Genomic DNA, 20513 nt, shown 5'->3' on the forward strand with positions numbered 1-20513 from the left:
ATATGATCTGTTAAGGCTCATCAGAGCGCTTTGATCTTTCCCGAATGAGGACGCGAAAGGACGAATACACCACCGGCTAACCCGACCACAAGCTGCAGCAGGCCGAAAACCACCGATAGCGTTGCCGCGTCGGTCGTGCCTATGCCGAACACGGCAAGCGAAATGATCATACCGCCCTCCCGGATACCCCATCCTCCGACGGAAATGGGAACCATCGCGATCAAGAGCACCGGCGGGAAAGCGGCTGCGGCCTGACCCCAATCGAGCGGGAGGCCAAGGCCGAGAACGAGGATCTCAAGCGAGACGACGCTCAACCCGTGAATGGCGAGGGTCAATAGAAAGACGCCGACCATTCTTTGGTGGGTGATCAAAGCCCGCAACGCGTCGGTCAACGCGTGCAGCTTTGCCGGAAAGAACCGGACGAATAAGTGGCGGCGCCAACTGAACACCAGGGCTGATGCGATAGATCCCGCAACGCCAAGCGCCGTGAGTTCCGTCAGATAGGGGATGGGAAAGTCGTGCCCGTAAACAGTGCGCAGGATGATCAGTCCGATCAGCGCAACGACCGCCAGTCCGAAAAGAGTGAGGATGCGGTCCATGACGACGCCCAGCGTGGCTTCTCCGATCGTCAGGCCATATTTGACGGCACCGAATATGCGAGCGGCATCGCCTGGAATGGGACTTGGAAGAGCTTGATTGTAAAACAGGCTTTGCATGAAGAGGTTCATCGCGCCTGAGATCTTCAGCCTTTGCCCTATCATGTCCGATAGAAGGCACCACCGCCACGCCGAAAGCAGGGCCTGCAAGAGCAGAAGAAGGATGCTGACCGAAATGGTCGTCGCCGACAGGGTCTGGATCGCAGCCCACCCTTCCGAAAAATCTACCTTGCGCGCGATCCATATGACGAGGCCAAGCGCGACGGCCACTTTCAGAACCGGTATGCCGATGCGAAGCAACGCTGGGGAGGACGCAGTCGTCACGGTGCCCGATCCGCGTCAAAACGGTAGAGCTTCCAGCCGAACCGATCCGTCAATATCACCGAAGAGCGGGACATCATGTGCGCTACGACGCGGTTGGCCATCACCATTTTGTCTTCTCCAAGGCGCTCGGCGAGGAACGCGCTACCGGCATCGGGGGGGACGATGAAGTAGCCTATATGATTGTCCCTGATGAAAGCATCGATATCCGAACCCGGTAGAGGCAGCACGTAGCGCGGCAATTGCCAGCCGCCGTCGCGGCCGCCATTGTAAGCCGCGGACAATAATGTGTTGGCAGTATCGAAAGGTTGAAACACGGCTCTCAGCTCGTGCTCCGCGATATAGCGGTACATGAAATAAGCTTGGCGGTGGCTCTTCATATATTCGTCGACGCTTATCATCCCAAGCACGACGTCGAGTTCTTTCGCCTTGACCGGATCCATGTCGCCGCCGCCCACGCGATGCCAGTGGGAAAACCACAGGCCACCGGCCAGCAAGCTGATAACCACCGGGCTGGCGACCATGCATGCTGGCGAAGAGACAATTTTCGCAAGCGGGGCTATCTGCGGCAGGACACGCCGGTCGAGCCATTTATCGAGCCGTTCGCGAACCAGGGAGGCGCCGATAAACCCGGTCGAAAAGAAAAGCAGATAGGCGGGCGTCGCCCACCGTATGTGATTGAACATAACGGTGTACCATATCACAAACATGGCAGCGACAATCGCTGCCAGAAATGCGATGCGCCGAAAAGCCACTGCCAGACCGGCCAGTATCAAGGCAAGAGCGACGAAACTATTCGGTTTGCGAGCGAGGAACCACTCGTAAAGAATATAGAGGAAGTCGTGCCAACCTTGCAGAGTTGCGAGGTTCGTCACGAAATGTCGGTTGGCGGGATCGAAAGCCCGGCCCAATTCGAGCGTGTAATCCGCCATCCAAGCGTCGGTGAGGCCCGGATGGCCGAATAGAAAGGGATAGATCGGATTGCCGAAAACGATCAGGTTTTTCGCATACCAGTAGCCCGCGACGGCGAGAAATGCGCAGAGGCATGACAGAAAGAGCGGCAATGATACCCTTCCCTTGAGAAGCGTCGGCATCAATGCCAGCCCTATGATGCCAACCATTTGCAGTTCCGTATATTTTCCTCCGACCGCTCCCCCTAAGACGAGCGCACAATGAAAAAGCTCCGCCGGGCGCCGGGTTTCCAAATAGCGCCACAGAAAAAGCACGGCTGCGACTGAGAAACACGACCGGGCCAGATCCGTCATCGGTTCGCCGACACTCCCCCTGAAGAAGGGGATGCTGAGGATCAGAGCTGCCACCAGGAAAAAACCGCATGCCCGCCAACGACTGGCGCAGCTTGAAAGCAGGAACAGAAATCCGAAGAAAATTGCGATATTCATCGTCGCCGCGCCGGTCCAGTGACCGCTGACCATCATGACGAGCGCAAACAGCAGATTGAAGAAGAGTGGAATATTGCCGTAGAAGGGATGGTCGATCTGCGGAGACACAAAGCCGGCGTGCTCGATGATGCTGTTTGCGAGCGGGATGTGGAAGACCCACACGTCGGCAATGCCCGGCGGAAATTGGGCCAGAACGCTCCACACATAGCAAAGTACGATGCATGTGAGTGCCGCAAGCACCGGAAACGGGTTTCCGATTTTCGCTTCAGCGGCGATTTTTCGAAACAGTGAACCCAGGTCGCAAAGAACGGCGACAAGATCGCGCCGCCGCCAGATCATCGAGACAGCCACGATAGGAAGAACGATTTCCCATCGTAATCCGTGAACTGCGCCAAGGACGGTAGCCGCACCGCCTGAGATCGCCAGAGCCGGCAAAATGCCGCTGAACAAAAAGTCGATGCCGTCTCGAAAGGGCCGATCGCAACCTCGATTGAGCCAAACGACGATCCCTCGATCGATCACCAGGCCCCATAAGATTATAAAAGAAACCGCGCACCAACCTGCGATCATCACCGCTCCCGTGGCTCCTATCCCGCGAGAGGGGGCGCAGGCTTCTTGACGGGCAGCATCACCCCAAGCGCCCGGATCATGAGCCCTGAAATAAAGATCTGGAACGCTGTCGTGATAAGCCAGAGCCCGAAGACGGCCCAGTTCGTTTCGACGCCAATCTCAGGCAGCAAGTATCCATTCCCGACATAGGAATCGAAGAGCGGAAACGCCAATAAAACGCCTGCAAGTACGGCCACGACCGTTCCCCAGATCGTTGCGTTATAAGGCAGGAGCCGCTCGAAACGAGGCTGCACGCGTCCCGAATAGTCGAAGATAACCCGACCGATCGCGGCCGAAACCAGCATTGATTGACCAAGGACGGCCAGGGCCATGGCAAAAAGCATGGCATTGGACGAGAAGCGCACACCGGCAATGGACATGGGTCCAGCGAGCAATGGCAGCATGATAATCAAGCCGAGGGCCAGAAGCAGGAAGCCCGGCCAGATGAGAAAGAAATCAAACCCGTAGACGAACATCGCCTGAAGATTCCGCCAGCCAGCGCGCCACGGCTCCATCCAACCCCGCCGCTTCATGTGGCTGAGCCGTCCATCCGGATCTTTCAGGAAGTGGATCGGCACTTCGGTGGTCGGAAGCTCCATATGCACGGACTTCAGCACCATTTCCGACGCATATTCCCATCCTTGCGACCGAAGATCCATGCGCAGCAATGCATCGACACTGATGCCCCGCATGCCGCAATGGATGTCGGAAAAGCGGCTGGCGAACATCCGATTGAGAATCCACGTCGTCAGTGGCGTTCCGAAATAGCGATGCAGGGCCGGCATCGCATTGTCTTCGATCGAGCCCTTGAACCGCGAGCCCATCACGAAGTCGGAGCCGTTCCGGAAGGCCTCGATAAACGGGGCAATCTGGCGAAAATCATAGGTGCAGTCCGCATCGCCCATGATGATGAACTTGCCACGGACGAATGGGATAGCATCGATGTAAGCCCTGCCCAAACCGCGCTTCGGTGTCCGCAACACGCGGGCGCCCCTGTCGCGCGCGATTTCGGGTGTGCGATCGGTCGAACTGTCGACGATGAGGATCTCCACGGCCGCACCGCTTGCCGCGATACCCTCGCGGCACCAGTCGACGAAGGTTCCGATCGTCAATTCCTCGTTAAGAGACGGGACGAGGATGGTCACTTCAGGATCGGTGACATCATCGTTGGGGATAAGGAGCGTCAATTCCGGATCGTGAATGCTGGGGAAATTCATGCGCGTATAACGGCTCGTTAGGAAAGAGTAGGCGGGACAAGCCCGCAGGAGAAATCCAATACGGCATGGCAAATCGCCAGATGCGCGATCTCCACATAGCCATATTGATCGGAGGCCACATAAAAGTTCAGGTCACCCAGATCACGCAGCGGATTGCCCGGCGCGAAGCCGCTCAAAGTCATGATGGCGCAGCCTTTTTCCCGGGCCGTGCGGACGGCCTTGGTAATGCTTTCCGATCTCCCCGAACTGCTGATTGCCACCAGCAGGTCACCTTCGTTCGCATGCATGCCGATCTGCGTCGAGAACACATTCTCATATCCGAGATCGTTCGAGAGGCATGTCAGCGTCGCGCCGTCGTTCATCGCCATGGCGCGCAGCCCGCCGTTTTTGGAATAGTCCGTCGCCATGTGGCTGGCGATTGCCGCGCTGCCGCCGTTGCCAATGAACATGATCTTCCGTCCCGCATCGTGCGTGGCGCGAGCCAGTTGCATGGACTCTGTCACCGCTGCTGCATAGTCCAGGCTCTCACCGGCTGCCCGCGTAGCGGTTGCATTCACAAGAACATGGCGGAGAAATGTGAAGTAGCGATCCAGGTCGCCGGCTGTTACGCCAAGCCCCGAAGATCTGTTGTCGTTCTGTGACATCCTCGTTCAGTCCCTACGCCTTGGAAATTGGGGCGTCCTTAAAGATTAAATGGGGCAAAGGCAAGTTGCCCGCCCCCTCTTTTGAGGGTTGTCGCCGAGTGTCACGGCTTTGCAACTAAAGGTGTCACGCGAGGCAGTTGAATTCACCGCCTCTGCCCGACCCTCAGGACGCTGATTGATATAGCCAACCGACAACCGCTTTCAGCGCTCGCGCCGGTGATGCCATGTAGGGTGAAAGAGGAGTTCGCAGCCGCTTCCGGCAAGGTTTTTAACTGTCAGGTCCCGATCGCTGCGATCATGCCGATCTCGACAGTGAATTCCGGTCCGGCGAGCCTTGCTTCGACCGTGGCGCGCGCCGGCGCATGGCCCGCGGGCACCCAGGCGTCCCACACGGTATTCATGTCTTCGAAGCTGGAGATATCGGCAAGCCAGATCGTCGTGCTGACGATCCGTGTCGGATTGCTGCCCACGCTTTCAAGAAGCCGGGTGATCCGCGCCAGGATGTTGGTCGTCTGTTCGTGGACGGAGGCGCCTGGCGCGTCGATTGCGACCTGGCCTGCGAGGAAGACAAAGCCGCCATAGATCACGGCCTGGCTCATTCGTTTTCCGGTTTCGTAGCGTTCGATCTGCATGCTCAACCCCCTGAATTATTCTCTATGCGCAATTTTCTGACGTTCGGCACGTCGCTGCAGCCATTGGATCGTGGCGAGGAACAGCGTCGAAAACAGGATGAGCAGCGTGGCGACGGCGGCGATCGTCGGGCTCAGCGTTTCGCGCACGCCGCTCCACATCTGGCGCGGCAGCGTGCGTTCTTCGGAACCGGCGATGAAGAGTGCAATCACCACTTCGTCGAATGATGTCACGAAGGCAAAGAGCGCGCCGGACGCCACCCCCGGCGCAATGACCGGCAGCATGATGCGCAACGTCGCTTCGACCGGGGCTGCGCCGAGACTGGATGCCGCCCGCATCAGATTGTGATCGAAGCTTGCGAGCGTCGCGGTCACGGTGATCACCACGAAAGGGGCGCCGAGCGCCGTATGCGCCAGCACCAGCCCGGTCAGGCTGTTGAGCAGCCCGACGGCGGCAAAGGCATAATAGATGCCGACTGCCGAAACGATGACCGGCACGATCATCGGCGAAATCAGAATGGCGGTCAGCGTTGCCCGCGCCGGGCAGGAGGGCCGGCTGAGGCCGATCGCGGCAAGCGTGCCGAGAAAGGTCGACAGAAGCGTGGCGAAGATGGCGACGATGATGCTGTTCTTCAGCGCCAGCTGCCAGACGTTGGAATCGAAGAATTCGCGATACCAGCGCAGCGACAGGCCGGGCATCGGATAGGTGAAGAACGGCTCGGCATTGAAGGAGAGCGGCACGATCGCCACGATCGGCGCGATCAGGAACAGGATCACCAGGCCGCCAGCCAGCCACAAGAGGATCGAAAATAGCCGCGGGAAAGAAAGGAAGTTCGTCATCAGCCTATCCTCAGCCTGTCGATGCCGACAATGCGATTGTAGACGGCATAGAGGATCAGCACCGCCACCAGCAGGATCGTGCTCAAAGCCGCCGCCATGCCCCAGTTCGTGACCTGATTGGAGTAATAGGCGATGAAATAGCTCACCATCTGGTCTCCCGGTCCGCCGACCAGAGCCGGGGTGATGTAGTAGCCAAGCGCCAGGATGAAGACGAGGAGCCCGCCGGCGCTGACGCCAGGCATGCTCATCGGCAGGTATATGCGAAAGAAGGCCGATACCGGCGGCGCGCCAAGCGACGAGGCGGCGCGCAGATAGACCGGAGGGATGCTCTTCATGACGCTGTAGATCGGCAGCACCATGAAGGGCAGCAGAATATGGGTCATGGCGATCAGCACGCCGATGCGATTGTAGATCAGGTCTAGCGGATGCGCGGGGTCGATCAGGCCGAGCCAGATGAGCGCCGAGTTGATCACGCCGCGTCCCTGCAGCAAGACGACCCAGGCGCTGGTGCGCACCAGAAGCGAGGTCCAGAACGGCAGCAGCACAAGGATCAGCAGCGTATTGGCGACCGCCCCTTTCGATCGGGCGATCAGGGCGGCGAGCGGATAGCCGAGAAACAGGCAGATGACGGTCACCGAAGCGCTGACGACGAATGTGCGGATCAGGACATCGACATGCACCGCATTCTCCGCCGAGACCCTGCCGATGGCGCCCGTTGCGTCGCGCTCGAGATCGAGCGAGGCGAGCAGGTAATAGTCGGTGAAGGGCGGCGATGCATTCTTGATGATCGTCCAGTAGTGCTGCGTCTCCCACTTGGGATCGATGGCAACGAAGGCTGTCTTGTAGGGCGGCTCTGCGTTGCGGATCGTGCGTGCGGTTTTCAACAGCATCGAGCGCATGCCTGTCTCGTAATAGTTGAGACGCTTGGCCACTTCGGCGATCTGGTCGCGCGGCGATTGCTTCAGGTCCGCGGCAAAGGCGGCAAACAGCGCTTCGTCGGGCGGGGATTGTTCATCCCAGGCTGATAGAGCCGACATCGTGTAGGGCAGGGCGGCGGAGGCCGCCCTGTTGTCGACGGCGCGCGTCAACAACAGGGCAATGGGCAGGACGAAGACGAGCAGCAGGAAGATCAACAGAGGCGCGATCAGCAGCAGCGCCCTCAGTTGCGCCTTGCTTTTCGCACTGCCGAGGCTTTTCGCCCGCGTGCGAGCGGCAATCCTTACCTCGTCGCCATCATTCATTGTCGCGATCACCATCGCTCATGCCTTCCTGAGGGAGAGAAAGGGGCGGACGAGGCCAGGGGGACACCCGCCCGCCCGACGAGGTTACTGTGCGAGCCACTTGTTGAAGCGTTCGGTCAACTCCTCATCATGGTCGGCCCAGAACTCGGAGGAGACGACAAAGGCGGTTTTCGTGTTCTCCGGCGCGGTCGGCAGATCGACAAGAATATCCGGCGGAACCTTGGCGATGGCCGCTTTCAGGGTCGGGCCATAGGAAATATATTTGGACTGCTGCGCCATCACGTCGGGGTTGACGGTGAAGGCGACGAATTTGTCCGCCAGTTCCTTGTTCTTCGAGCCTTTCGGCTCGGCCCAGAGATTGAAGTCCATTCCCTGGCCGTCCCAGACGATCTTGAAGTTCTTGCCGCTGTTCTTGACGGCATCGTAGATGCGGCCGTTCCATGCCGTGGTCATCACGACTTCGCCGTCGGCGAGAAGCTGCGGCGGCTGCGCGCCCGCCGTCCACCAGACCTTCACATCCTTCTTGATCGTGTCGAGCTTCTTGAAGGCGCGGTCGACGCCCTCCGGCGTTCCGAGCACGTCGTAGACCTCGGCGGGTTTGACGCCGTCGGCAATCAGCGCGAATTCCAGCGTGGTCTTCGGCGACTTGCGCAAGGCGCGCGGCCCGGGGAACTTGGCCGTGTCGAACAGATCAGCCATGGTCGTCGGTCCGCCATTCGGGAACTTGGCGGCATCATAGGCATAGATGGTGCCGAAGACGATCGTCGCGACCGCGCAATCCATCGCGGCGCCGTCGATGAAGGCGTCCTTACCGCCGAGCTTCGAATAGTCGATCGTTTCGAGCCAGCCTTCGTCGCAGCCTTGCAGTGCATGGCTGGGTTCGACATCAACGACATCCCAGGTCACCTGGCCGGTTTCGACCATGCCCTTCAGTTTGGCGGTCGAGCCATCCCATTCATCCTGGAGAATCTTGGTGCCGGTTTCCTTGGCGAAGGGCTTGAAAAAGGCCTCCTCTTGGCTCTTCGTATAGGCGCCGCCCCAGGATGTGACGGTCAGCGTATCCCCGGCGAAAGCTGCTCCTGCGATGGCAAGAGTCATGACGGAACTGAGAAGCATGCAGTTTAAACGCATCATGGTGGTTCCCCTTTTTGTAGCTGCGTTTGCGAAAGAATGAGCGTCCGGTCAGGAGAGCGCGAGCGCGCGGCAATCCTCCGTCGCCCAGCCGATGACGGCAGTGGAGCCTAGCGACTGAACTGGAATATCCTGGGCCGCGGCGACTTTGATGAAGATGTCGTCGCAGCCGCAGGCTGAGACGCGCAACCTGACATGGTCGCCGTGATAGATGATTTCCTTCAGCATGGCGGTGAACCGGTTCGGAATTTCGGCTGCCGGCGCCAGCTGAATCCGCTCGGGCCTCAAGACCAGCGTTGCCCGCGCGCCTTCCTTCAACCCCTCTCCGGCATGGCCGGTGATGATCGAACCATCGGGCGCGCGAATCCGGCAGACGGCATTTTCGATCGCGATGACTTCGCCCGATATCGCATTGTTCTCGCCGATGAAGGTTGCGACGAAGGGGTTTGCCGGCGTCTCGTAGAGCGCATGCGGCGGTGCGATCTGCTGCAGGATGCCGTCATTGAACACGCCGACCCGATCCGACATGGTCAAAGCCTCGCTCTGGTCGTGGGTGACGTAGACGACGTTGATGCCGAGGCGGGCATGCAGGTGCTTGATCTCGAGCTGCATATGTTCGCGAAGCTGCTTGTCGAGCGCACCGAGCGGCTCGTCCATCAGCACGAGCTGCGGTTCGAAGACGAGAGCCCGGGCAAGCGCGATGCGCTGCTGCTGTCCGCCGGAAAGCTGGTTGGGCCGCCGCGTTTCGAAGCTCGCCATGCGCACCATGTCGAGCGCGCGGCGCACCCGCTCGGTGATCTCGGCCTTGCCGAGCCGGCGCATTTTCAGCGGGAAAGCGACGTTCTCGCCGACGGTCATATGCGGAAACAGCGCGTAATTCTGGAAGACCACGCCGATATTGCGGCGATGCGGCGGAACGCTGTCGATCCTGTTGTCGGCAAGCGTGATCGTCCCGTCGGTCGGCGCTTCGAAGCCGGCCAGCATCATCAGCGTCGTGGTCTTGCCGGATCCGGACGGGCCGAGAAGGGTCAAGAATTCCCCTTTGGCGACGTCGAGGTCCAGGCCGCGCACGACATAGCTGACGCCGTCATAGGATTTACGCACGCCTTCGAAAGCAATGAAGCGCTCGCTCATGAAGTCCTCCTGTTTGCATCGGCGGGTCCCTGCCTCTTTGTCTCGATGCTGGGCTATATTGTCTCGGTCTACTTCGGCTTGTCAAGCCACACAAATAATTTTGTGTGGTGGTAGCGGCAGGGTCTCGAAAACATTGGGAAAGCATGCTATGTCGCACGAAAGCGAGCTGAATCGCAGCGCCTCGGGGATTGATGTGTGCGTTCGGCTTATGGAATTTACGCCGCTGTTACAGGAATTGTATGTCTGAAAGATCGGAAGTGACCCGGACAAATCAGGGGCGGGAAACGCGGATACCGGCCTATCTGGAGCTCGCAAGCGAGCTCGAGGCGAAGATCCGCTCGGGCGCCTTGCCTCCCGGCAGTCAGCTCCCGCCTCAGCGCGACCTGGCGCGGGAGCGGTCGCTCAACGTCTCAACCGTCACGCGCGCCTACCGCGAATTGCAGAACCTCAATCTTGTGATGGGCAGCACCCGGCGCGGCACGATCGTCATGGGCGACGGCGCCATGCCGCGGGTCGACCGGGCAGCTAACCCGGCCGGTATCATAGATCTGACGGTCAACCGGCCGGCCGTCGACGATTTCCAGCAGCGCCTCGCCCAATCCCTGCCAGACCTTTCATCGGACCGGCGCTTCCGCCAGATGCAGGAGTATCAGCCGCCGGAAGGTCCTGCCTGGGCGCGCCACGCGGCGAGAAAATGGATATCGCTCAACGGCTTCGATCCGTCCGAAGACGATATCGTCGTCACCAGCGGCGCCCAGCATGCTTTGCTGGCGGTGATTAGCAGCCTGATAGAGCCCGGCGACACCATCGTCTGCGATCGGCTGACCTATTATGGCCTAATTGCGCTTGCCCAGATGTTCCGCTTCCGCATCATCGGTATCGGAAGTGACGATGAGGGCATGTCGGCGGTGGAGCTCGACGATATCTGCCGCCGGGAGAGCGTGCGCGCCGTCTTCACGGTTCCCTCGATGCACAATCCGACCGTCGTCACCATGAGCGAGGCTCGCCGGCGGGAATTGGTCGACGTCGCGGAAAAGCACGATCTCGTCATCATCGAGGACGATGTCTATGGACCGATGCTCGGGACCCGGGCAAGCGCCCTGGTCACGCTTGCTCCAAGCAGAACCTACCATATATCAGCACTCTCCAAGGCGCTGGCGCCGGGTCTGCGCGTCGGCTATCTCTTGTGCCCGCCCGGCCGGGCGCTGCTGTCTGCCGAGGCGGTCCGCACGACCGCCTGGATGCCCTCTCCGCTGCCGCTGCTGCTTGCGACGCGCTGGCTGGAAGACGGCACGGCCGAAGCGATCCTGAAGGCCCAGCTTGCCGAGCTGCGCGCCCGCCACGCGATCGTCACGACGATCCTTGCGGGCCATTCCTTCTCCGCCGATCCGCGTTGCATGTTTTTATGGCTCCGGCTGCCGGCGCCATGGCGATGCGAGGATTTTGCCGCCAATCTGCGCGCCCATGGCGTTGCCGTCATGGCCGCCACCGCCTTTGCCTGCGACCGTCAGCCGGTCGAGCACGCCGTTCGCGTCAATGTCGGCTGCGCATCGTCGCGGGATGAACTTGCAACGGCGCTACGCATCATCGCCGCCACGCTGAACGATCGTCCCCGCGCCTTAGCGGGCCTGGTCTAGCCGATGAACACGCCGCTGCAGGAGCTTCAGCCCTTGCCCGACGCCGAGCGCCGGCATGTGGCTGTGGTCGGCGCCGGATTGGTCGGCCTCTGCACGGCACTTTGGCTGCAAAGAATGGGGCACCGGGTCACGATTATCGATCCGGCGCCTCCCTTGGGCGATGCATCCTACAGGCAGGCCTGCTCCTACGGAAATGCCTGCACCTTTGCGCCGCACGGCGTCGTTCCCGTCGCGACGTCAGGGGTCATCTGGCGTGTGCCGGGAATGCTGCTCAATCCGCTCGGTCCGCTGGCGATCGTCTGGAGATACCTGCCGCAACTGGTCCCTTGGCTGCGCGCCTTCCTGGCATCGAGCACGAAAGCCGAGGTCGAGCGGATCGCCGGCACACTGGCGGTGCTGCTTTCTCACGCCGATGCGGCCTGGCAACCGCTTGTGACGCAGGCAGGCGCCGAACGGCTGAAGCGGCATGACGGCTGCCTGTATCTCTATAAGACCGAAGCGCAATTCCGGGCGGCTGACGCCGAGAATGGGCTGCGTGAGCGTCATGGCGTCGCCATGGACCGGCTGGACCGCGCCGATGTCCAGAACATGGAGCCTAATCTTGCGCCGCTTTACCACAAGGGCGTGCTGTTCCCTGACGCCTATGTGTTTTCCAGCCCCAGGCAACTCGCTTTCGCGCTCGCTCAAGCTGTTGTAAACGGCGGCGGGGAGATCGTCCGCGGCGAAGTCTCGGCGATCGAGCCGCGCGGCAATGGTATCTGCCTGCGCATCGCGGACAAGCAAATCCTGACCGACCACGCGGTCGTCGCCGCCGGCGCCCATTCGCGCAAGCTTACGGCATCGATAGGCGATCGCGTCCTGCTCGACACCGAGCGCGGTTATCACGTCTTGTTCCCGCAAGCTGGCCATCTGCTGACGCGCCCGGTCTGCTATCCCGAACACGGCTTCTACATGGTGCCGATGGCCGATGGATTGCGCGCGGCCGGAACCGTCGAACTTGGCGGGCTTGCTGCTCCCTTGAACCCCAGGCGGACCGCGATGATCCGTGACGGCGTGAAAATGCTTCTGCCGGCGGCCGGGCAAGGCAGCGACGAGTGGCTGGGTTTTCGCCCGTCCATGCCGGATTCACTGCCGGTGATCGGCAGCTCCCGGCACTTGCCCCGCGTCACCTATGCCTTCGGCCATGGCCATCTCGGCCTGACGCTGTCGGCTTTGACCGGGTATCTCGTTTCCCAGCTGGTTGCGGGACAGAGACCGGCTATCGATCTGACGCCCATGCGTGCCGAGCGGTTCTGAACCGGATTCCTGTGAATTTTCCTCATTTCGCCGATATCCGCGTTTGAGCTTGCCGTGCAGCAGCGTCCGGGATGCTTCCCTGGCTTCGACCGCCGTGTCGAACAGGTCGATCTTCATCTGTCCCTTCGTCCCCATGCGTCCCCAGCAACGCGTGAGCGAGCTGCCGCCGAACAGGGTCGGTTCGACGGCCAGAAGATAGAAGCGCGCCATGTTTCGCGCCGGATCTAGATGAAAAAGCAATGTCGGATGGGTCGCCTGGGTCATGCCGCAAGAATCCCCGTACGGCGGCCGATGCGTCCAATGAATATGCTGAATCGATCGAGCGGCAGCGATTCCATTGCGTGATGTTTCACTGCTTGGAACTGCCGGACATTACGGCGCGGTGATCAGCTCAAAGCTCAGGATGCGCTGGCGGTTCCGCGCTTTTATCTGTCTTTCCACGGATTGACGATCTGGAGGTCCATTCCCGCAAAATCCGAGACATTGCGTGTCGCGAGTGAAGCGCCCCGTGAAATGGCGATGGCAGCAATCTGAGCATCGAATTGACTGATCGGTCGACCGGCTTTGCGGCGGTCGGTGACGATAGTGGCATAGACATTTGAAGCGTCGCGATCAAACGGCAGAACGCGACCGCCAATATCCTCGCTAAATATCAACAAGATCGCCGCCTGAAGATCGCGTCGACGACGTCCATCGGGAAGGAGACGCAGTCCGTAGAGGATCTCGGCCTCGGTGACTGCTGTCGTGAAGATCGATGTAGGATGTTGTGCGGCGAACCAACCGACCACCGCCGCATTCGGTGCAGGCGTCAGCAGCTCTGAGATGACGTTGGTATCGAGAATGATCACGCGGTGAAGTCCGGGGGATCGCGGATCGGCTCGCGGGGCGGGATGTCGAGCTCGACGCCGCCAACCGACAGCAGGCGCGCGCGGATCGCATCTGCGAGATTGCGCGCCGGTGGTTCGCTGGTCGCAAGCGCCGCGCGCAGGATATCCCGCGCTTCGTCCTCCATGGAGCGGCCATGCGTTGCTGCCCTCATGCGCAGCCGCTGCTTTAGCCCGTCATCGAGATTGCGGATCGTCATGCTTGCCATCTCTATCTCCGTTCATCAATGATTGCATATTAATCATTGATTGGAGATTTTCAAGGTTGGCGTGAAGATAGCGGTGTCGCAAACGCGGTGCGCCGGCAGAATCGAGCGCCGAGACGATGGCGCGCTCGCCGTCCTCAGAACCGATGTTCCACTCCTTCGACCGGATTTGCCCAGACCGTCATACCAGGCGCAAACGGCGTCTCGCCTTCGGCGCGCACGACCATCTCGCCGAGTTCGGGGATGTCGAGGTAGAGGATCGCGTCGGCGCCAAGCCGCTCCACATGCCGGATCCTGCCCTGCCATTGCCCGGCCCCTTCCGAAAGCCTGATATGTTCCGGGCGAATGCCGTAGGTCGTGCAGTTCATTCGCCGCGCGGTCTCGCCGCCATAGAGGTTCATCTTCGGGCTGCCGATGAAGCCGGCGACGAAGGGTGTCGCGGGATTGCGGTAGAGCTCCATCGGACTGCCGATCTGCTCGACCGCGCCGCCGTTCAGGACGACGATCTTGTCTGCCATCGTCATGGCTTCGACCTGGTCGTGGGTGACATAGATCATCGTCGATTTCAGGCGGGCGTGGAGATCGGCGATCTCAAGGCGCATCTGGGCGCGGAGCGAAGCGTCGAGATTGGAGAGCGGCTCGTCGAACAGGAAGACCTTGGGATCGCGGATGATCGCGCGGCCGATGGCGACGCGCTGCCTCTGGCCGCCGGAGAGTGCTTTCGGCTTTCTCTCCAGCAACTGGGTGAGCTGCAGCGTTTCAGCCGTCGCCGCGACCTTGGCGGCGATTTCCGCCTTTGGGCGGCGGGCGAGCGAAAGGCCGAAGCCGATATTCTCGGCAACGGTCATATGCGGGTAGAGCGCGTAGCTCTGGAACACCATGGCAATGCCGCGCTCGGAGGGTTCGGCATAGGTCACGTCCTTGCCGCCGATGGTCAGCGCGCCCGAGGTTGTTTCTTCCAGGCCGGCGATGATGCGCAGCAGCGTCGACTTTCCGCATCCAGACGGGCCGACGAAAACCACAAATTCGCCGGAGGCAACCTCCAGGTCGATCCCCTTGATGACTTCAAGGGCGCCAAAACTCTTGCGAACTTGCTTGAGAGTGAGCTCAGCCATTCGGTTACCCTTTTACTGCGCCTGATGTCATGCCGGCGACGATCTGCCGGTTGAAGAAGATGAAGACGACCAGCGGTGGGATCGTCACCAGGAGGATATTCATGAAGAGGAGATTGTACTGGCTCGTATACATGCTCTGGAAATTATAGAGCGTCAGCTGCACGGTCACGTTCTCCTTGCCGGGAAGGTAGTAGAGCGGGTTGGTAAAATCGTTGAAGATCGCGATCGACTGCACGACGATGTTGGTGACGGTCACCGGTTTCAGCAGCGGCAGGATCACTCTGAAGAAAATCTGCCGGGGCTTGGCGCCATCGATCAGCGCCGCCTCGTCGAGGTCGCGTGGTATGGTCGAAATGAACGAGCGGTAGAGCAAGGTCGAAAACGAGAGATTATAGGCGACCTGGATCAGGATCATCCCGGTCATGGTCTTGAAGAGACCGATCTCCTGCAAGAGGCCGATGGTGGGCACCACGGCCGGCGGCATCATCAGGCCCATGAACAGGGCAATGGAGGCCACCCTGTTCCAGACGGTCTTGCGGCGCTGCATGACATATCCGACCATTGCCGACAGCAGGATCAGGATCGTGACGGAGACCACGGTGATCAGCGTGGAGTTGAAATAGGCGAGCGCGAGCTGGTAGTCGCGCGCCTTGAAGACGGCGATCAGATTATCCCAGAACAGCCACTGCTCGGGCAATTCGAAATCAAGGCGAGAGGCTTCGGATTTCGATTTGACCGCCTGGAGAGCGACGAAAACAAAGGGCATGACGAAGATGACGGCCGCCACCGCAAGGGCTATCGCGCCGGTCACGTAAGGGCGGACGCTTCTCATTCCTCGACCTCGCGCCGGTTGAACCACAGGGTGAATGGCAGGATGATTACGGCGATCAGCGCGAACAGGATGACGTTTCCGGCCGTCGACAGACCGTAGAAACCCGCCTGGTACTGTTTATAGATGACCGAGGCGATCACGTCGGAAGAGAAACCAGGCCCGCCGCGGGTCATGGCCCATATCAGATCGAAGGATCGAAGCCCGCCGATCAGCGACAATGTCACCACGATGACGGTGGCGGGACGCACGAGCGGCAGGGTGATCCGGAAAAATTGCTGGAGACGCGTGGCCCCGTCAATCCTTGCGGCCTCATAATAATCGGGGCTGATCGCGGCAAGCCCGGCGATGAAGATCAATGTGGCGAGGCCGACACCCTTCCAGACATCGACCAAAGCCACCGAAAAAAGCGCCAGCGCCGGATTGGTGAGCCATCCAGGTCCTGGAATGCCGAGCGTCTCGAGCGTGACATTGATGATGCCCCTGGTCGGATGCATCATCACCGTGAAGGTGATGCCGATGCCGATCGTCGAGACCAGGACGGGAAAGAAGACCAGCGTGCGCAGGAAGCCGCGGGCGAAGATATTGCTGGTCAGGAGCACTGCAAGCAGCAACCCGCAGACCGTCTTCAGGCCGGATGTCGTCACGGCATAGATCAGCGTGTTGAGCAGTCCCTTGACCAGGAAGGGTTCGGAAAAGAACTGCTGAAAGTTTTCAAGCCCGATGAATTCGGCGGTCGAAAGATCCCAGCGCGTCAGGCTGAACCAGAGAGAGGATATCGTCGGAAACAGAAACAGCACGCCGTAGATGATGGCGGCCGGAATGAAAAACCACAGCGGGTAGGGCGATTTGCGCGAGCGGGGCCTTGTCTCTGTCATGACTACCTCTTCGATCGGGTGGAACCTCGCCCCTTCAGGAGCGAGGTTAACTGACCCGAAAGACCGCTACCAGTTGGGCAGACCGAGTTGCTTGGCCTGCTTGCGCACGTCGTCGTCATAGAGCTTTGCCGCGTCGGCCGGCTGGCGAATGCCGGAACCGACTTCGACGGTGATCTGCTCGAGAGCCGGTCCCTTGATCGGCGAAACGAATTCCAGCGCCGGGGTCGTCTTGTCCTTGGCCTCGAAATAGGGGAGCATGTCCTTTATCGCAGGCGGCACGTCGGCTGGCAGGTCGCAGCCGTCGATCAGGGAAGGCCCCTGAACGGCATTGGTTTCCACCATGATCTTGCAGGCCTCGACGCTTCCGGCGAAATCGACGAATTTCCGCGCTTCCTCGGCGTGCTGGCTGGTCAAGGGAATGTAAAGGGCTGGCGGCATCCAGACCGTCAAGCCGTTGGTTGCGGCGTCGTCGCTCGGCTGCGCGAAAAAGCCGACATCGTTGAGGTTTTCGGGATAATTCTGTTTGAGCGCGCCGACCGCGAAGCTCAGCATCGGATAATGCGCTGCCTCGCCGGTTGCCACCATTCTCAGGCCATCGTCGTAGCTTGCCGCGCCGAAATCGTCGTTCATCAGACCGGCGTCGTGAACGTCCTTCAGCCGTTCGAAGCCCTTCAGGGCGGCAGGCGTCTCGGCGTATTTTGCCTTGTTGGCGGTATAGTCTGCGGCGAAGTTCGGCACGGCCGCGTGCAGGTTGTAATAGTCAGCCAGAACGAACAGCTGCGAGGTCCAGGTATCGCGATAGGTCTGCCCCACGGCGACCTTTCCGGCAGCTTTGACCTTCGCGTTGTTCGCCATGAAGTCCGCCCATGTCTTCGGGACGGACAGGCCAAGCTCCTGGTAGATTTTCCTGTTGTAGAGGATACCGCCCGCCATCGCCGTGCCGAAGGGAACGCCGTAGAGCTTGCCATCGGCACGGACGACCGATTTGAAACCGTCGTCGACCTTGGCTTGCGACGAGAGATCGCTCAGATCGACAAGCGTCTGTGTCGGCTTCAGCGCCTGTAGCAGCGAGCCGGAATTGTAGAGAAACACATCGGACATCTCTCCCGTCGCCAGTCGCGTCTTGATGATGTTGTCGCCTTCGCCGCCACCGGCCCGCGGCTCGATTTCAATCGTCACGTCGGGTGCCTTTGCCTGATAGGCGGCAACCAGTGCCTCGGCCGCCGCGACCGTGTCCGGGTTGTTGTCGATCAGGAATGACAGCGTAGTTTCTGCATGCGACGGACCGGCCGCGACCAGTGCCAAAAGCGCGGACGCGCCCGCAAGAATGAGTTTTATCCGATGTGTCATGACGTTCCTCCTCTGAACGGTGTGACGTGTATGCTCCTCAAGAATCGGGTAGGGAAAAGACCAGCTGGTGCGTCCCGGAGGGAAAAATGGCTTCCGCGACGACAGGTTGTCCGTTGAGCGACGGGTTTTGATGCCGTTTTCCGGGCCGGAACCGGCCGATGCAACCTTCCGGAAGTGTCAGCACGTAGGTGACTTTGTTGCCGTCGCACTGCCAGCCAGCCTCGATGCGCCCCTGGCTGATATCATGATAAGCCGAAACCGGCGAAAGGGACGGAATCGGCGCCGGATCGACAATGACCTCGGCAAATCCGGGTGCGCTCGGGCTCGGCGAAATTCCGGCGACGCTTTCGAACAGCCATTGGCAGACGGCGCCATAGGCATAGTGGTTATAGCTGTTCATGTCGGGTTCGTAGATGGTGCCGTCAGGCGCCATGGAATCCCAGCGCTCCCAGATCGTCGTCGCTCCCTTCGAGACCTGGTAGAGCCAGCCCGGCACATCCTCCTGCAGGAAGACCTTTTCGGCCAGATCGTCCATGCCGAGCTTCGTCAGCGCCGGTAGCAGGGCGGGCGTGCCGATGAAGCCGGTGCCGATCTTGTAGTCTGCATCGATGATCACCTGCCGGAAATGCTGCTGTGCGGCCTGCGTGTGCTCCGCCGGTATCAGGTCGTGTAGGAAGGCGAGCGCATAGGACGTCTGGTCATTATGCGCGAGCCGTCCCGCCGGCGTGATGAACTCGTTGGTGAATGCCCGCCGGATCTCGTTTGCACGCTGTTTCATCTTCTCTTCAAGCGCATGCTCGCCGAGAGTGGCAGCGATTCTTGCCACAAGGTCGGTCGAGATGAAGTGGTAGAGCGTGGCCGCGCAATCATCGGCGATCGTCGGACGAGGCTTTCGGTTGTCACCGACCGGCTGCAGCCAGTCGCCGAAGGTGAAGCCTCGGGCGCCCCAATGCGAGGGCGGACGCACGAGCGGACCATCCGAGATCGACCAGACGAAATCGACCCAGCGCACCATGGAATCCAGGCACTCCGACAGGACGGCCCGGTCGCCGTAGTGCGTGTAGAGTACCCAGGGGATCACGACGATCGCGTCGCCCCAGCCGGTCGAGCCGGCATAGCCCGGGAAATTGGCCGGATGCAGACGCGTCGGATCCGGCGAAAAATGTGAGACGGCGCCATCCTCGCGCTGATCGGCCATCACATCCCGCAGATACTTCCTCAGGAAGGATTGGCTGTCGCTCAGCCAGCATGCGGTTGCGGCAAATACCTGGGCGTCGCCCGTCCAGCCCAAGCGCTCGTCTCGTTGCGGGCAATCGGTCGGTACTTCGACGAAATTGGCGCGCTGCGACCAGATGGTATTTTCGACGAGGCGATTGACCAGTGCATTGCCCGAGGTGAAACCGCCGGCGGGCTCGGGCACCGACGAGATCGGGATGGACGCGATTGCAAGGATCTTCGCATCGCCCTTGATCGTTACCCGGGCATAGCGGAAGCCGTGGAAGGTGAAATGCGGTGCGTAGGTCTCGTCGCCGTCTCCCCGGAGCGTGTAGACGGTGTGCGCGGTGGCCGTGCGATAGTTGCGATTGTCGAAATGACGGTCGGGGCCGAGAACTTCCGAATGCTCCACCCGGACTTCAGCGCCGGCAGTGCCCCGGACCGTATATCTGACATAGCCGCCGGAATTCTGGCCGAAATCATAGACCGTCCTGCCCTCATCGTCGGTCCAGGTTTCCACAGCGGCGAGTGGCCGCAACTCGCGCACCGCAGCCGTTTCATGCGCGACGAGCAGCTCCTTGTCGAAGGGCAATCTTTCGGTGCCGTGGCTCTCCAAGTAGTTTTCCTGGCGGGCATCATAGATTTCGCCGAAGTAGATCCCCGACTTCAGGACCGGCAGAAGGCCGCTTCGCCATGTGGTGTCGGTGGAAAGAACGGTGCCATCCGGTCCGATCAGGTCCGCAATGGCGCCGATCCTGTCGCCCCAGCAATTCGGGATCGCCTCGGCGCCCCACATCAAAGGCGACCGGTACCATCCGTCGGCAAGCCAGATCTCGATCCGGTTGAGGCCCGGCTTGAGCAGGTTCGAGACGTCGTATCGCTGATAGGCAAGGCGATCGTCGTAGTTCGTCCAACCTGGGGTCAACAGGTCGCCGCCGACACGAACGCCATTGATGAAGCAGCGATAGAGGCCAAGTGCGGAGATGAAGAGCTCGACGGGAAGCTTGGCGCCATCATGTTCGAAAGTTTGGGAGACGAAGCTTGCGGCCGTTCCCTGACCGCCATCCGATAGTGGCGCGATCATATCCCCGGACCAGGTACGCGAAACGAGGTTGCCGCTGATGGCTGCCGGCTGAAAGTTCATCAAGTCCTCCCGGCAAGTTGTAGAACGTTCTCCATATAACGTTCTACATTTTATTCGGAAGCGCAATAGAATTTTCGTTGCCAGTCTGCCATGGTGGTTCTGCGGGCGATGTTGACGACCCGCAGCAAGCCAGAGAT

Annotated in this window: 18 protein-coding genes and 1 pseudogene; 2 read left to right on the forward strand and 17 right to left on the reverse strand. The window is 60.4% G+C overall.

The features are described from left to right. Window positions 1-20: 20 nt before the first annotated feature. From C3Y91_RS00240 to C3Y91_RS00280, 9 genes are all read right to left on the reverse strand, one after another. Window positions 21-980 carry a lysylphosphatidylglycerol synthase transmembrane domain-containing protein gene (locus C3Y91_RS00240; protein WP_027688911.1) on the reverse strand — a complete coding sequence of 320 codons (960 nt, stop codon included), beginning with the start codon at window positions 978-980 and terminating at the stop codon, window positions 21-23. Next, on the reverse strand, window positions 977-2947 hold the full coding sequence (locus C3Y91_RS00245; RefSeq protein WP_027688910.1) for a glycosyltransferase family protein: 1971 nt from the start codon (window positions 2945-2947) through the stop codon (window positions 977-979). Before C3Y91_RS00245 ends, C3Y91_RS00240 begins: the two co-directional genes overlap by 4 nt. 17 nt (window positions 2948-2964) lie before the next feature. Then, window positions 2965-4203: a glycosyltransferase family 2 protein gene (locus C3Y91_RS00250; RefSeq protein ID WP_018071774.1), complete on the reverse strand. Its 1239-nt coding sequence runs from the start codon at window positions 4201-4203 to the stop codon at window positions 2965-2967. A 17-nt stretch (window positions 4204-4220) separates the two neighbouring features. Next, on the reverse strand, window positions 4221-4847 hold the full coding sequence (locus tag C3Y91_RS00255; protein WP_024322586.1) for an SIS domain-containing protein: 627 nt from the start codon (window positions 4845-4847) through the stop codon (window positions 4221-4223). Window positions 4848-5122: 275 nt separating this feature from the next. Further along, entirely contained in the window at window positions 5123-5479 is a 357-nt protein-coding gene (locus tag C3Y91_RS00260; RefSeq protein ID WP_024322585.1) for a RidA family protein, read from the reverse strand. A gap of 15 nt (window positions 5480-5494) precedes the next feature. Continuing rightward, window positions 5495-6316 carry an ABC transporter permease gene (locus tag C3Y91_RS00265; protein WP_024322584.1) on the reverse strand — a complete coding sequence of 274 codons (822 nt, stop codon included), beginning with the start codon at window positions 6314-6316 and terminating at the stop codon, window positions 5495-5497. Continuing rightward, window positions 6316-7572 carry an ABC transporter permease gene (locus C3Y91_RS00270; protein WP_168574864.1) on the reverse strand — a complete coding sequence of 419 codons (1257 nt, stop codon included), beginning with the start codon at window positions 7570-7572 and terminating at the stop codon, window positions 6316-6318. The genes C3Y91_RS00265 and C3Y91_RS00270 overlap by 1 nt, the downstream gene beginning before the upstream one ends. 69 nt (window positions 7573-7641) lie before the next feature. Beyond that, window positions 7642-8691, reverse strand: a complete 1050-nt coding sequence (locus tag C3Y91_RS00275) for an ABC transporter substrate-binding protein (protein ID WP_024322582.1) — start codon at window positions 8689-8691, stop codon at window positions 7642-7644. Window positions 8692-8739: 48 nt separating this feature from the next. Beyond that, on the reverse strand, window positions 8740-9822 hold the full coding sequence (locus C3Y91_RS00280) for an ABC transporter ATP-binding protein (RefSeq protein ID WP_027688907.1): 1083 nt from the start codon (window positions 9820-9822) through the stop codon (window positions 8740-8742). A gap of 239 nt (window positions 9823-10061) precedes the next feature. On the opposite strand from C3Y91_RS00280, the gene C3Y91_RS00285 reads away from it, so the two are divergent. Beyond that, window positions 10062-11459: an aminotransferase-like domain-containing protein gene (locus C3Y91_RS00285; RefSeq protein ID WP_027688906.1), complete on the forward strand. Its 1398-nt coding sequence runs from the start codon at window positions 10062-10064 to the stop codon at window positions 11457-11459. Between the two features lie 3 nt (window positions 11460-11462). Then, window positions 11463-12755 (forward strand): NAD(P)/FAD-dependent oxidoreductase, encoded by a 1293-nt coding sequence (locus tag C3Y91_RS00290; RefSeq protein WP_130690408.1) that lies wholly within the window; start codon window positions 11463-11465, stop codon window positions 12753-12755. 30 nt (window positions 12756-12785) lie between these two features. On the opposite strand, the pseudogene C3Y91_RS38340 reads toward C3Y91_RS00290, so the two are convergent. The 8 genes and pseudogenes from C3Y91_RS38340 to C3Y91_RS00330 form a co-directional block, all read right to left on the reverse strand. Beyond that, window positions 12786-13019: pseudogene (locus tag C3Y91_RS38340) on the reverse strand (WGR domain-containing protein); the annotation flags it as partial. A 161-nt stretch (window positions 13020-13180) separates the two neighbouring features. Further along, complete coding sequence (locus C3Y91_RS00300) at window positions 13181-13603, reverse strand: type II toxin-antitoxin system VapC family toxin (RefSeq protein ID WP_027688904.1); 423 nt, start codon at window positions 13601-13603, stop codon at window positions 13181-13183. After that, entirely contained in the window at window positions 13600-13848 is a 249-nt protein-coding gene (locus C3Y91_RS00305; RefSeq protein WP_027688903.1) for a FitA-like ribbon-helix-helix domain-containing protein, read from the reverse strand. The genes C3Y91_RS00300 and C3Y91_RS00305 overlap by 4 nt, the downstream gene beginning before the upstream one ends. A 134-nt stretch (window positions 13849-13982) precedes the next feature. Next, window positions 13983-14960, reverse strand: coding sequence for an ABC transporter ATP-binding protein (locus C3Y91_RS00310; protein ID WP_027688902.1), 978 nt, complete (start codon window positions 14958-14960; stop codon window positions 13983-13985). 4 nt (window positions 14961-14964) lie between these two features. Then, window positions 14965-15792 (reverse strand): carbohydrate ABC transporter permease, encoded by an 828-nt coding sequence (locus tag C3Y91_RS00315; RefSeq protein ID WP_018483069.1) that lies wholly within the window; start codon window positions 15790-15792, stop codon window positions 14965-14967. Next, window positions 15789-16667, reverse strand: coding sequence for a carbohydrate ABC transporter permease (locus C3Y91_RS00320; protein ID WP_018494017.1), 879 nt, complete (start codon window positions 16665-16667; stop codon window positions 15789-15791). The genes C3Y91_RS00315 and C3Y91_RS00320 overlap by 4 nt, the downstream gene beginning before the upstream one ends. A 66-nt stretch (window positions 16668-16733) precedes the next feature. Then, the gene (locus C3Y91_RS00325) at window positions 16734-18017 is read right to left on the reverse strand and encodes an ABC transporter substrate-binding protein (protein ID WP_027688901.1); all 1284 of its coding nucleotides are present in this window, start codon (window positions 18015-18017) and stop codon (window positions 16734-16736) included. Between the two features lie 37 nt (window positions 18018-18054). Beyond that, window positions 18055-20376, reverse strand: coding sequence for a family 78 glycoside hydrolase catalytic domain (locus tag C3Y91_RS00330; protein ID WP_130663052.1), 2322 nt, complete (start codon window positions 20374-20376; stop codon window positions 18055-18057). Between the last annotated feature and the right edge of the window lie 137 nt (window positions 20377-20513).

Source organism: Rhizobium ruizarguesonis (assembly GCF_012349115.1).
GTDB classification, from domain to species: Bacteria; Pseudomonadota; Alphaproteobacteria; order Rhizobiales; family Rhizobiaceae; genus Rhizobium; species Rhizobium ruizarguesonis.

Coding starts and splice junctions, on each gene's coding strand:
- C3Y91_RS00310 (WP_027688902.1), bottom strand. CDS start 14,960: ATGGCTGAGCTCACTCTCAAGCAAGTTCGCAAGAGTTTTGGCGCCCTT.
- C3Y91_RS00320 (WP_018494017.1), bottom strand. CDS start 16,667: ATGACAGAGACAAGGCCCCGCTCGCGCAAATCGCCCTACCCGCTGTGG.
- C3Y91_RS00330 (WP_130663052.1), bottom strand. CDS start 20,376: ATGAACTTTCAGCCGGCAGCCATCAGCGGCAACCTCGTTTCGCGTACC.
- C3Y91_RS00275 (WP_024322582.1), bottom strand. CDS start 8,691: ATGATGCGTTTAAACTGCATGCTTCTCAGTTCCGTCATGACTCTTGCC.
- C3Y91_RS00250 (WP_018071774.1), bottom strand. CDS start 4,203: ATGAATTTCCCCAGCATTCACGATCCGGAATTGACGCTCCTTATCCCC.
- C3Y91_RS00255 (WP_024322586.1), bottom strand. CDS start 4,847: ATGTCACAGAACGACAACAGATCTTCGGGGCTTGGCGTAACAGCCGGC.
- C3Y91_RS00260 (WP_024322585.1), bottom strand. CDS start 5,479: ATGCAGATCGAACGCTACGAAACCGGAAAACGAATGAGCCAGGCCGTG.
- C3Y91_RS00315 (WP_018483069.1), bottom strand. CDS start 15,792: ATGAGAAGCGTCCGCCCTTACGTGACCGGCGCGATAGCCCTTGCGGTG.
- C3Y91_RS00325 (WP_027688901.1), bottom strand. CDS start 18,017: ATGACACATCGGATAAAACTCATTCTTGCGGGCGCGTCCGCGCTTTTG.
- C3Y91_RS00270 (WP_168574864.1), bottom strand. CDS start 7,572: ATGGTGATCGCGACAATGAATGATGGCGACGAGGTAAGGATTGCCGCT.
- C3Y91_RS00305 (WP_027688903.1), bottom strand. CDS start 13,848: ATGGCAAGCATGACGATCCGCAATCTCGATGACGGGCTAAAGCAGCGG.
- C3Y91_RS00265 (WP_024322584.1), bottom strand. CDS start 6,316: ATGACGAACTTCCTTTCTTTCCCGCGGCTATTTTCGATCCTCTTGTGG.
- C3Y91_RS00280 (WP_027688907.1), bottom strand. CDS start 9,822: ATGAGCGAGCGCTTCATTGCTTTCGAAGGCGTGCGTAAATCCTATGAC.
- C3Y91_RS00285 (WP_027688906.1), top strand. CDS start 10,062: ATGTCTGAAAGATCGGAAGTGACCCGGACAAATCAGGGGCGGGAAACG.
- C3Y91_RS00290 (WP_130690408.1), top strand. CDS start 11,463: ATGAACACGCCGCTGCAGGAGCTTCAGCCCTTGCCCGACGCCGAGCGC.
- C3Y91_RS00245 (WP_027688910.1), bottom strand. CDS start 2,947: ATGATCGCAGGTTGGTGCGCGGTTTCTTTTATAATCTTATGGGGCCTG.